The organism is Pseudoalteromonas ostreae (assembly GCF_018069805.1).
GTDB classification, from domain to species: domain Bacteria; phylum Pseudomonadota; class Gammaproteobacteria; order Enterobacterales; family Alteromonadaceae; genus Pseudoalteromonas; species Pseudoalteromonas ostreae.
Window position 1 is genome coordinate 1 of the sequence record NZ_JAGPYN010000032.1, and the last position, 11840, is coordinate 11840.

General features: G+C 39.0%; 10 protein-coding genes, 1 tRNA gene and 1 rRNA gene. 6 read left to right on the forward strand and 6 right to left on the reverse strand.

Annotated features, from left to right (window positions below):
• Positions 1-89 (reverse strand): 16S ribosomal RNA (locus tag J7338_RS18700); the annotation flags it as partial.
• Between the two features lie 649 nt (positions 90-738).
• Here J7338_RS18700 and J7338_RS18705 point away from each other — a divergent pair.
• From J7338_RS18705 to arsJ, 3 genes are all read left to right on the forward strand, one after another.
• On the forward strand, positions 739-1581 hold the full coding sequence (locus tag J7338_RS18705) for a metalloregulator ArsR/SmtB family transcription factor (protein WP_210798498.1): 843 nt from the start codon (positions 739-741) through the stop codon (positions 1579-1581).
• Between the two features lie 99 nt (positions 1582-1680).
• The gene (locus J7338_RS18710; RefSeq protein WP_145238745.1) at positions 1681-2691 is read left to right on the forward strand and encodes an ArsJ-associated glyceraldehyde-3-phosphate dehydrogenase; all 1011 of its coding nucleotides are present in this window, start codon (positions 1681-1683) and stop codon (positions 2689-2691) included.
• 6 nt (positions 2692-2697) lie between these two features.
• Positions 2698-3927, forward strand: a complete 1230-nt coding sequence (gene arsJ / locus J7338_RS18715; RefSeq protein WP_210798499.1) for an organoarsenical effux MFS transporter ArsJ — start codon at positions 2698-2700, stop codon at positions 3925-3927.
• Here arsJ and J7338_RS18720 read toward each other — a convergent pair.
• Positions 3921-4688: an EAL domain-containing protein gene (locus J7338_RS18720; RefSeq protein ID WP_210798500.1), complete on the reverse strand. Its 768-nt coding sequence runs from the start codon at positions 4686-4688 to the stop codon at positions 3921-3923. The two genes, arsJ and J7338_RS18720, sit on opposite strands and share 7 nt — an antisense overlap.
• A 161-nt stretch (positions 4689-4849) precedes the next feature.
• On the opposite strand from J7338_RS18720, the gene J7338_RS18725 reads away from it, so the two are divergent.
• On the forward strand, positions 4850-5269 hold the full coding sequence (locus tag J7338_RS18725; protein WP_210798501.1) for a BLUF domain-containing protein: 420 nt from the start codon (positions 4850-4852) through the stop codon (positions 5267-5269).
• Between the two features lie 311 nt (positions 5270-5580).
• Positions 5581-6000 carry a hypothetical protein gene (locus J7338_RS18730; protein WP_210798502.1) on the forward strand — a complete coding sequence of 140 codons (420 nt, stop codon included), beginning with the start codon at positions 5581-5583 and terminating at the stop codon, positions 5998-6000.
• Positions 6001-6105: 105 nt separating this feature from the next.
• On the opposite strand, the gene J7338_RS18735 is transcribed toward J7338_RS18730, so the two are convergent.
• From J7338_RS18735 to J7338_RS18750, 4 genes are all read right to left on the reverse strand, one after another.
• Positions 6106-6510: a hypothetical protein gene (locus tag J7338_RS18735; protein WP_210798503.1), complete on the reverse strand. Its 405-nt coding sequence runs from the start codon at positions 6508-6510 to the stop codon at positions 6106-6108.
• Between the two features lie 198 nt (positions 6511-6708).
• Positions 6709-6785, reverse strand: a tRNA-Ile gene (locus J7338_RS18740).
• A gap of 417 nt (positions 6786-7202) precedes the next feature.
• Positions 7203-7853, reverse strand: coding sequence for a hypothetical protein (locus tag J7338_RS18745; RefSeq protein WP_210798504.1), 651 nt, complete (start codon positions 7851-7853; stop codon positions 7203-7205).
• Positions 7854-8107: 254 nt separating this feature from the next.
• The gene (locus J7338_RS18750) at positions 8108-9292 is read right to left on the reverse strand and encodes a BaiN/RdsA family NAD(P)/FAD-dependent oxidoreductase (protein ID WP_210798505.1); all 1185 of its coding nucleotides are present in this window, start codon (positions 9290-9292) and stop codon (positions 8108-8110) included.
• A 323-nt stretch (positions 9293-9615) separates the two neighbouring features.
• Here J7338_RS18750 and J7338_RS18755 point away from each other — a divergent pair, with 323 nt between their 5' ends.
• Positions 9616-11742 (forward strand): S8 family peptidase, encoded by a 2127-nt coding sequence (locus J7338_RS18755; RefSeq protein WP_210798506.1) that lies wholly within the window; start codon positions 9616-9618, stop codon positions 11740-11742.
• Positions 11743-11840 lie beyond the last annotated feature (98 nt).

Here is an 11840-nt window from a genome sequence, read left to right on the forward strand (position 1 = left end):
TAGCAAGCACCTCTCTGTTACCGCTCGACTTGCATGTGTTAGGCCTGCCGCCAGCGTTCAATCTGAGCCATGATCAAACTCTTCAATTAAAAGTTTTTTCTGTCTTCTCGACACGCTCAATGAATTCTGAATTTATTTAATATCTTTCGATATTGAATTGACTGTGCCGAAGCAACTTATAAATAAGTTACTTCTGTTGGTCACTCAGTTTCAATTGAGACTCTAAATTTTTTGCCTTGCTTAGCGAACTAAGCTCGGCTGTTAGAACTCAACCTGTACGAGTGCCCACACAGATGATTGCTTTATATTGTTAAAGAACGTTGCGGTTAAAGTTAAACTTTATCTCGCTAGGGCTGCGCATATTACGCTTTCCTATTTTTTTGTCAACACTTAATTTTAAACTTTATTAAAAATCTAAACTTAAGTTTTACTCGACTAACTGATTAACTCTTGCCTCGCTAAGCGTTGCTGTCTGCCGTCTCAGTGGGGTCGCATTATAGGGCGCGGCGAATTTTACGCAAGCGTTTTTTAAAGAAAACTATAAAAAACATGCCTTACGCTTGCTTTTTAGCCAAGATGCTTAAAAACACATCTAAAAAATAGATAATCGCTATTGTTTAATCCTTCTAAAATAGGGTTTCACATTCATATACGTTGATATTAATAACACTAGTATTGTATATATGAAATTTCATATATACACTTAATGGATATTGTCAGTCAGAATATTTAATTTACATGTCCCAAAGTAATAGTTCAAAGCAAAGTGTGCTCTTTCTGTGCACTGAGAATTCAGCCCGTTCACAAATGGCAGAAGTATTACTGAGAAATAAAGCGGGAGAGATTTTTGATGTTTATAGTGCTGGGATCGCTCCTAAAGATATTGATCCTAGAACAATTAATTGTTTGCAAAAGTTTAACTTGCCGATAACTGAGCTCAGCGCAAAACATATAGCTGAGTTTACAGATAAGACTTTTGATTATGTTATTACGCTATGTGAAAGAGCAAACAATGAATGCAGAGCTTATAAAGGCGCACTGTTGCAACTTGCGTGGGATATTGCAGATCCAAAAGTAATGGTAGGTTTAGAGCCCTTTGTCGCAACCCTCTATGAACTTGATAAACGACTGGATATGTTTATTGACGTACACGGTAATATTAATAACCTGCAATCACATCAGTATGTGCCACTATGTAATAGTACCATCTCAGATCAAGATAACGAGTTATCGATAGATCCAAGCATATTTTATAAATGCTTAACTGATCAGATCCGATTAAAAACTTTAATGTTAACCAACTACTATGGCGAGTTATGTGTTTGCGAATTAATGGTAGCACTGCAAGAGCAAAGCCAACCAAAGGTATCGCGTAACTTAGCCGTATTAAAGAAAGCCGGCATCATTACAGATAGAAAGCACGGACAATGGGTGTTTTACCAAATTAATCCAAGATTGCCACAATGGAGCAAGACGATTATTAGTACAACCACTGAAAGTAATCTCCATCTGATCATCAACAGCCTTAATCGATTAGCGACTATGCATAAACGACCTAATAAAGTGAGCTTTTGCAGTTAACGATAACTTTAATAAACACAGCACAATTTAACATTGGCTAACGTAATGAAGCGCTAGCTTTACCGCACTTACAACCCAACAATTAATCAGGATGTAATTATGACAGTAAAAGTAGGTATAAATGGTTTTGGCCGTATGGGTCGATTATCAATGCGCGCAGCATTTGATTGGCATGATATAGAAATTGTCCATATTAACGATCCAGGCGGTAATGCTGAAACATTCGCTCATTTAATGACGTTTGATTCAGTACACGGTAAATGGCATCACGAAGCAAGTCATACTGAAGATACTATTATAATTAATGGTAAAACAATTGCTTTTACGCAAAACACTAAAACAGAACAGACTGATTGGTCTAACTGTGATGTCGTTATTGAAGCGTCGGGTAAAATTAAAACCAAGGCACTACTGCAAGCTTACCTAGATCAAGGTGTAAAACGCGTTGTTGTTACAGCACCAGTAAAAGAAGAGGGTATTTTAAATGTAGTAATAGGTGTAAACGACCACCTTTATAATAAAGAGATTTACCCAATCATTACCGCTGCATCATGCACAACTAACTGCTTAGCACCAGTAGTAAAAGTTATTCATGAAAAGATTGGCATCAAGCATGGCTCAATCACCACCATTCATGACATAACCAACACCCAAACAATTATTGATGCGCCGCATAAAGACTTACGCCGTGCACGTTCATGCGGCACAAGTTTGATCCCCACTACAACTGGTTCAGCTACTGCAATAACGCATATATTTCCAGAGTTAAAAGGTAAACTAAATGGCCATGCTATTCGCGTACCGCTAACTAACGCATCAATTACTGACTGTGTATTTGAACTTGAGCGCGGTACCACCGTTGCTGAAGTAAATAAATTACTTAAGGATGCTGCTGAAAATGAACTAAAAGGCATTATGGGCTACGAAGAACGCCCACTGGTATCTATTGACTACAAAACTGATCCTCGTTCCAGCATCATTGATGCGCTATCGACCATGGTGATCAACGACACTCAAGTAAAACTTTATGTGTGGTACGACAATGAATGGGGCTACGCGAACCGAACTGCGGAATTGGTACGTAAAGTTGGTCTAGCTGACAAGGAATAAATAACAGTGGATCGATTCACAGCACTCTCCCCACAAATAAAACAATATTTGATCATTACCGGTAATTACTGGGCATTTACTTTAACTGATGGCGCACTGCGGATGCTCGTGGTGCTGTATTTTTATCAATTAGGTTACAGCCCACTTAGTATTGCTATGTTGTTTTTGTTTTATGAAATTTTTGGTGTGATCACCAATTTAGTGGGCGGATGGCTGGGAGCTCGATTCGGCCTGAATAAAACCATGAACATTGGCTTAGCATTACAAATTGTGTCTTTGGCAATGCTTATGGCACCTGTAGATACACTCACCGTAATTTATGTAATGGCTGCGCAGGCGCTTTCAGGGATCGCAAAAGATCTGAATAAAATGAGCGCCAAAAGCGCTATTAAATTACTAGTACCAAAAGACGCGCAAGGCCAGCTTTTCAAATGGGTGGCTATTTTAACGGGTTCTAAAAATGCGTTAAAAGGTGTTGGCTTCTTTTTAGGTGGTGTACTGCTAACTTTGCTAGAGTTTCATGGCGCAATGCTAATCATGATCTGCATGCTCACAGCAGTATGGCTATTTAGCTTATTCGCGTTAAAAGCAGACTTAGGCAAAGCTAAAAACAAAGCTAAATTTAGTGAGTTATTCTCAAAGAGCAAAGCCATTAATGTACTTTCTGCGGCACGACTATTTTTATTTGCCGCCAGAGATGTTTGGTTTGTTGTGGCGCTACCGGTATTTTTGGCGGCTACATTTGCTTGGGATCACTGGTGGGTTGGCGGCTTTATGGCATGCTGGATTATTGGTTATGGCATAGTGCAGTCTTTTGCGCCTTATATTACAAACATAATGAGTACAGAAAAAAAATCAGTTCAGGTGCCCTGTGGCCGTAGCGCTTTTTTATGGGCCAGTTACTTAACAGCTATACCGGCCATGATTGCCCTAGCCCTGCATTTTGACTTTTATATACAAGCATCCGTTATTATCGGTTTACTGATATTTGGGGCAGTGTTTGCGATTAACTCATCATTGCATAGCTATTTAATTGTCAGCCTTGCTGATAGTGATGGCGTGTCACTTGATGTGGGCTTTTACTATATGGCCAATGCCATGGGCAGATTATTAGGCACAGTGCTTTCGGGCTGGGTATATCAACAACAAGGGCTAGAAGCTTGCCTGTGGATCTCAAGCTGCTTTATTGCCCTAGCAGCATTGTTATCGCTCGCGTTACCAAAGAGTAATCAATAGTCATTAAAATCAATAGTTGGTAAACTCTCAAAACCTGGTTTAGCAAATAAATACCCTTGCATTAATTCTATGCCCGCTGCTTTTAGCCAAGTATATTCCTGAAGAGTCTCTATCCCTTCAGCTAGCGGAGTGATATTTAGATCACGAAACATGTTTAAGCTATGGGTCACAATTGCTTGGCGTACTTTGTCTGAATCTATATTGCGAATAAGCTCCATATCTAATTTAATAATATCAGTTTGAAAGTCGGCTAATAAATTGAGACCGGAGTAACCAGATCCAAAATCATCAGTGGCCGTTGTAAAACCTAACGACTGGTAATACTCAACCACTCGCTTTATATGAGCGCTGTCTGTAATTTTTTCAACTTCGGTAAACTCAAACATAATTCGCTGCGTTGGAAAATTATATTTTTTAGCAGCATCTAGCGTAGTACGAATGCAACGTTCTGGCTTATAAATAGCATTAGGTAAAAAGTTGATACTTAGCATAGAGTCAACTCCCAACTCAGCTGCTAAAGCAATCGCTTTTATCCGACAAAGCTGATCAAAAGTATAGCGGTTATCCTCATTAACTTTTGAAATAACCGAATAAGCTGATTCATTATTTAAGCCACGCACAAGCGCTTCATAACCAAAAATAGAGTGCGTTTTACAATTTATAATTGGTTGAAATGCCATTGTAAAATCAAAGCCAAGACTCTCTTCATCTTTACAGATGTTGCAAAATACCTTTTTACACTCTGTTAGTTCTTCATTCATAAGCACAGCTCGTTTTAATCTATTTTGTTATGGTAGTTGAGTTAAAAGTGAAAGCCAACCTTACTTTGCTTTAACTATTACATATACAATCAAGTGTTAGCATTTTATTAAATCTACGTTATAGTTAATTGCACTACTTAATTTTATTTAAAATAGCACCTATGTTCCTTACACGAATAATTTACGCCAGCACAATAACCGAGCACTTTAATCCATCGTCACTTGAAGAGATTATTGAAAAAGCCGTTTTAAATAATAAAAAAAATAACGTAACGGGTATGCTTTGCTTCAATCGTAACTATTTTTTGCAGTGCATTGAAGGCTCTCGCACTAACGTAAATAAAACTTACAACAAGATTTTAAATGATAAAAGGCACACAGAAATTATTTTACTCGACTATAGCGAAATTAATGCCCGCGAGTTTTCTAACTGGTCTATGGGTTATGTGCCAACATCACGATTAAGTGCTCAAATCAACTTGAAATTTTCAGGTTCAAGCGAGTTTAGCCCATATAAAATATCAGCAGAGAGTGCCTATATGATGATGCTGGAGCTGAAAAATTCATTACCCACTGTTTAGCTATTACCTAGATGTACGGCATTAGCAAAGACATTGCAAAGTCGTTATGAAATTACGCAATGTGCTTACTCCGCTATAGTAAAAGTAACATAGAATTGATGAAGTCGTGTTTGTTTTTAGTACTAGCGCAAACAACTGAACTGTCCACACAAATTTACATTATCTCTGCATAGCTTTTTCGCTATGTAACACTCCCGTAGCGCCTCTCTTTGAAAAATAAAACGACGTTCCAAGCCCCCAAATGTGGAACACTTAATGCATAAATTTTTAAATCAAAGAACTTGTCAACTTTTTGCCGCACGGGATGCACAATGAATCTAACAAATATACCTTCATCACTTCTTACAGATCCAAACTATTTAAAGCAAACACAAGCAGGCACACAGCAAACAAATGACAAAGAAAAACTAACTTCTTCCACTGAAGTGGAGAATAGCGATGAAAACACTGCTGAAAATAAAACTGACAACGATGAGACTGTAGCAAGTACACAGCAACAAATGATTAAAAACATTAAAGAACTACAAGAAAAAATACGCGCGCTTGAAGCTGACAGCAGCCTTACCAAAGCAGAGCAACAAACACAAAAAGCTGAATTACAAAAAGAGTTAGATCAAGAACTTGTTTCAATCCAACTTAGCGTAAAAAAGAACGTATCAACTTTGATGGGAAGTTTATTTTCGTCAGCAGGCAACACCAGCTCAGGTTTATTGTTTAATCATAGTGCTTAAAACTGTTTTTAATAGAATAACGAAACATAATAAACTAGTAATGAGTGTCACTAGCTTTAGTCACACTCATTACTAAAATAAAGCCCAGTACATCTAACGACTGATTTATTTACTTTGTTTGTCAGATACTAGTTTTTGTAACCAATAACCATCATGCTTTTCAAAAATATTAAGCCCTTCTTTGGTATTGACTAAAACATTATTTCCAACAGTAGTATAGTAAAGTGGGTTTGGATCAATCGATATTAATGCATGTACAATTCCTATCAAATCATCTGAAAGAAGATGCTGTTCTAAAACGCTAACGTCTTTGATAGCAAGAGTGATGTAGTCATATAGCTGTTTAGCCGTTATGTCAGACTTTAACTTATGCACAGAGGCATCAGCGACACCCACACAATTTGTATAAAAATCCAACCCAAGCATCGTTTGTTTGTTTTCACATAACGATAAGTCTGAAAACTGTGCAAAACATGTACTTGGGAGTAATAAAATTAATAACTTTTTCATCGGGCGATCATAATTTTATTTGACATAACATTCCCTCGCTAATAAAAATAAAAGGGTACATCAATTTTTAATTACTTTCCACGTTTGAATTATTTTGCCGACTAGAAACTGGAAATCGTTAGTCATTTTTTGCTATTTTAAAAAAGTAGTACAGGGTAATTTTTGTTAGTAGGTATTTACTTGGGAAGCTTGTAAAAGTGGTGGCCCCTCCCAGACTCGAACTGGGGACCTAACGATTATGAGTCGTGTGCTCTAACCAACTGAGCTAAGGGGCCATTTTTTATTAGCATGTGTTTTTAAAACAGAGGCTAAATTTTGAAGCGTTTAATCACCTAAGCGACTAAAGCGGGTGCAGTATAAAAAGTTTTTACTGGCTTGTCACTAGCAAAAACCTTTATTTTAACAATCAATAAGCTAACTGCTCAAATAGTAGCCGCAAAGTGGCTTTTTTTGATCGAAATAGGGTTAAGGTAAAAGGGCTTTGCTGATAAAATCGTTTGAAGTTAAGTGTTGCTAAAGCCATTGCATACTAAGCTGAAGTAGAAAATTTTGCGATTAACTCAGGTACTATGTTGAGGTAAGGGTATAAGTTCTTCTTTGAGCTGAATTGGTTAACCCCATTTTTGTCAAAATAGCTGTTTTAACAAAATTTTCGCCTCCCCTTTTTATTCCTACTAACTTCCGCACAGTAGTCACTTTTTATCTAACCATTTGTTCATTACTTGCTCGTAGGCGTCGGTTACTTTTGTTTTAGCACAACTGGTGCCCATTAAATAACTATCTGGTAGGTCACTTTTTGTCATTACACCGGCTCCAATCGATACCTTTTTAAAGCAGTTATCCCCGAGGCGATAAATAGTTAATTGCATGCTTTGCTTTTCAACTTTTAATGGGTCTATGCTAGTTTGCTGGTGCTCCTTTGGCACTGTAATACGCTGTGGTTGTGCTAAAGCTTGTGACGTTGGAGGTGTTGAGGGGAGTGTATTTTGCTGTTGCTTTAGTATGCTCTTTAAACCTAATTTAAGGTCTATTTTTTTATAGCTGTTAGAGTCTGTTTGTGCCTTGGGCGTTACAGGCTTTATTGTTTTTTTAATTTTTACAATCGTGTTTGCAGCAGGAATAATTGGTTTTTCAAGCTTTTTCAACAGCGTGGCTTGCTCGTGCTGGTTGCTCTTTTTTTCTATTGTAGGCAATGACTTAGGCAACGCCACACTAACCATGTATGCTTTAATTGGGGGAGTATCTATCGCTACAAATTTTGGGGTTTTAACACTCATTAATATTGAAAAAATTATCCCGTGGAGCAGTAATGAAATAATAAAAGGCCAGCGCCACGTTGTCACAATATTTGTTCCCTAAACAATAAGTGTTCCCTATAACACTAATTTAATATGACCACATAGGCGCTACAAAGTTCCTAATATTAACACTATGTTATTATTTTTCTTAGCATTGACCAAATATTCAAACTCTTGTTTGAAAATGGATGTAATAAGAATTATGCAACTGCTCATTATCAATAACCTTAAATCAGCTAGAGAAAATGAGCATGTTGTAGCATATCTCACTACGGGCAAACTTTATTGTCTCTACACAGCTAACAATACTGCCCTGCTGCGAAGCCGCAGCTCCACGCGTATTGAAAATTATAGCCGCCTAGCCAACCGGTTACGTCGGTTACTTCACCAATAAAGTACAGCCCTTGGGCTTTTTTCGCTTCAAAGGTTTTTGAGCTAAGTTCGTCGGTGTCTATACCGCCTAGAGTTACTTCCGCTGTGCGGTAACCTTCGGTGCCGTTGGGTTTAATTTGCCAGTTATGAATGTAATTAGCTAGCTCGTCAATTTGGCTATGGGTGAGCTGATTTACATTGCAATCTGGAATAGCTTTACTCTCATGCAGTATTTCAATAAAGCGTTTTGGCAAAATAGTCGCTAGGCTATTTTTTAATGATTTTTGTGCTTGGGTTTCTCGCCATGTTGCTAATTGCTCTGTTAAATCAAGCTCTGGTAACAGGTTTATAGTCACTGCTTGCCCTGCTCGCCAAAATGAGCTGATTTGTAATATAGCGGGGCCTGATAAACCACGGTGAGTAAATAGGATGTTTTCTTTAAAACTTGTGCCGTCTTCACTGCTGACGATACATGGCACGCTAATACCCGATAACCCTTCAAAGCGGTCCTTATCATGTTGGTGCAAGGTAAATGGTACAAGTGCTGCCATGGTCGGTAATACTTTTAAGCCAAATTGCTCAGCAATTTTATACCCTATTGGTGTTGCGCCTAGTTTTGGCATGGTTAAGCCACCAGCGGCAACAACGAGTGACTCACAGCTGTATGACTGTTGTTCTGTGATCACGAGATAGCCAGTAGCGGTTTTTTCAACGCTAAGCACTTCGTTACGCAGCGCAACATTAACACCCGCCCATTCGCACTCAGTTAGCAAAATATCAACGATATCTTGTGCGCTATTGTCGCAAAATAACTGCCCAAGGGTTTTATGGTGATATGCCAAACCGTGTCTGTCCACCAGCTCAATAAAATCATGTTGGGTATAACGGCTCAAACACGATTTTACAAAGTGTGGGTTACCACATAAATAGTTTTCAGGGCTGGCGTTTTCGTTAGTAAAGTTACAACGTCCGCCGCCGCTGATGAGAATTTTACGACCAGGCTTTTTGCCCATATCAAGCACTGCAACACTGCGGCCACGGTATCCTGCTTGTGCTGCACACATTAAACCTGCGGCGCCGGCACCGATCACTATTACATCTACTTGGGTCATTTGTTCGTCTTATGAGGAAATTTTTGCAATTGTAGCAAATTTTAAAGTACAAACTGAGCGGTATTTCACTATTTTATTATTAACAATAAAGCGTGAAAAACAAACACTCCCCCTACCGGTCTACAAATTAGTTAATACTTTATAACCACTATAAAAGCATAATAAAGGTCATAAAATTATATTTAGCCATATAAACATCCCGATATAACTAAAATAGATACACCAATAATAAAACGTTATTTTAACTAATTTAACATATAATTTACCTTCATTCCTCTTCGCGACAATTCTTCGTGAAGCTTAATAACAATCTAGGGATAATTATGACAACAAAAACAATATTTAAAAAATGCGCTGTAGCGCTTACTGTGAGCGCGGTATTTGCAGCCTCATCAAGTATGGCAAATCCTAGCGAAGCAATGACACCATCTATTGCTGACATAACAACAAAACTACAAAGCCAAGCTCCTCTCGGTACGCGCTTTATCATCAAGTATAAAAATAATAGTAATGATATGGCAACATTTTCGATTGCTGATACTAGCCCACTAATGATGAATAAAAAGGCCCAAGGCTTTGTTAAAAACTTTACCAGCAAAAAAGGTAACATTAAGGCGCAGTATGTTCGTGCAATGGCATTGAGTAACCATCATGTAATGCGTGCAAATAAAAAATTAAGCGCTAACGAAGCGCAACAATATATGCAAGAAGTGATTGCATCTGGCAATGTTGAATACATTGAAATAGATCAAATGTTAAAACCATTTGCAACGCCTAATGATCCCCGCTATGACGATCAATGGCATTACTATGAACAAGCTGGCGGATTAAACTTACCTACAGCATGGGATACTGCAACAGGTAGCGGTGTAACCGTTGCAGTACTTGATACAGGTTATCGCCCACATATTGATCTTAACGCCAATATTTTACCTGGCTACGATATGATCTCTGATACCTTTGTTGCTAATGATGGTGGCGCTCGTGATAGTGATGCACGCGATCCTGGTGATGCAGTTTCTGCCGGTGAGTGTGGTAATAATAACAGTGCACAAGGTTCAAGCTGGCACGGAACCCATGTTGCAGGTACTGTTGCGGCAGTAACAAATAATGGCGAAGGTGTTGCCGGCGTTGCTTATGATGCGAAAGTTGTTCCGGTGCGTGTGCTTGGTAAATGTGGTGGTTTAACATCAGATATTGCTGACGGCATTATTTGGGCTTCTGGCGGTTCGGTTTCTGGCGCACCAGCTAATGCTAACCCTGCAGATGTCATCAACATGAGTTTAGGTGGCAACGGCTCTTGTAGCTCAACAACACAAAACGCGATTAACCAAGCACGTAATAACGGCTCTGTAATTGTCATTGCCGCAGGTAATGATAACGACAATGCTAACAACTATAATCCAGGTAACTGTAATGGCGTAGTTAACGTTGCATCGGTTGGTCGCAATGGTGGTCGAGCTTACTACTCAAACTATGGTACATCTATTGATGTTGCTGCACCTGGTGGCGCGCAAAGCTTTGCCAATGATTCTGAAGGTGTACTTTCAACGCATAACTCAGGTTCATCAAGCCCTTCTAGTGATAGCTACCACTACTCACAAGGTACATCAATGGCTGCGCCTCATGTTGCCGGTGTTGCAGCACTTATTAAACAAGCAAAACCAAATGCAACGCCTGATGAAATTGAAAGCATATTAAAATCAAGCTCTCGCTCATTCCCAGCTACATGCAATAACTGTGGTACTGGTATTGTTGACGCAGCAGCAGCTGTTGCCGCTGCAGGTGGCACAACACCGCCACCACCAACAGTTAATGAATTACTTGATAATCAAGCACTAACAAGCCTGAGCGGCGCTGCGAGTAGTGATACTTTTTACACAATGACAGTGCCAAGTGATGCAACTAATGTGACTTTCACAATGAGTGGCGGAACGGGTGATGCTGATTTATATGTACGCTCAGGTAGTAAACCAACTACATCAACTTATGATTGTCGTCCGTATAAAGGGGGTAATAGCGAAGAGTGTTCCATTGATAACCCTACCACTGGTACATATCATGTAATGGTACGTGGTTACTCAGCTTACTCAGGTGTTAGTTTAGTAGGTAGTTTAACAACTTCAGGGGGGAGCGGTAACCCGCAAGCTGGCGGTGACACAATAGCAGATATTACGGCAAACGCTGGGCAATGGAAACATTACACTTTAGATGTTCCAGCAGGAATGGCAAGCTTTACCGTAACGACCTCTGGTGGCTCAGGTGATGCTGATTTATTTGTTAAATTTGGCAGCCAAGCGACAAGCTCTAACTATGATTGCCGCCCATATAAAAACGGTAACGCGGAGACATGTACGTTTAGCAATCCTCAAGCAGGAATTTGGCACATGAGTGTGAATGCTTATAAGACCTTTTCAGGTTTAACGCTTGACGCACAATACCAGCCATAATCAGAAAATTTACACATTAACACTATCTAGACAGCACTTTTATCTACTTGTGTTTGGAAAAAATCGGCCCCCCTAAAAGCGTGGCCGATTTTATTTTG

What these genes read in the sequence shown, in the direction of transcription:
- J7338_RS18705 (WP_210798498.1), top strand. Translation starts at nt 739, where the DNA reads ATGTCCCAAAGTAATAGTTCAAAGCAAAGTGTGCTCTTTCTGTGCACT.
- J7338_RS18710 (WP_145238745.1), top strand. Translation starts at nt 1,681, where the DNA reads ATGACAGTAAAAGTAGGTATAAATGGTTTTGGCCGTATGGGTCGATTA.
- J7338_RS18720 (WP_210798500.1), bottom strand. Translation starts at nt 4,688, where the DNA reads ATGAATGAAGAACTAACAGAGTGTAAAAAGGTATTTTGCAACATCTGT.
- J7338_RS18725 (WP_210798501.1), top strand. Translation starts at nt 4,850, where the DNA reads ATGTTCCTTACACGAATAATTTACGCCAGCACAATAACCGAGCACTTT.
- J7338_RS18730 (WP_210798502.1), top strand. Translation starts at nt 5,581, where the DNA reads ATGAATCTAACAAATATACCTTCATCACTTCTTACAGATCCAAACTAT.
- J7338_RS18735 (WP_210798503.1), bottom strand. Translation starts at nt 6,510, where the DNA reads ATGAAAAAGTTATTAATTTTATTACTCCCAAGTACATGTTTTGCACAG.
- J7338_RS18750 (WP_210798505.1), bottom strand. Translation starts at nt 9,292, where the DNA reads ATGACCCAAGTAGATGTAATAGTGATCGGTGCCGGCGCCGCAGGTTTA.
- J7338_RS18755 (WP_210798506.1), top strand. Translation starts at nt 9,616, where the DNA reads ATGACAACAAAAACAATATTTAAAAAATGCGCTGTAGCGCTTACTGTG.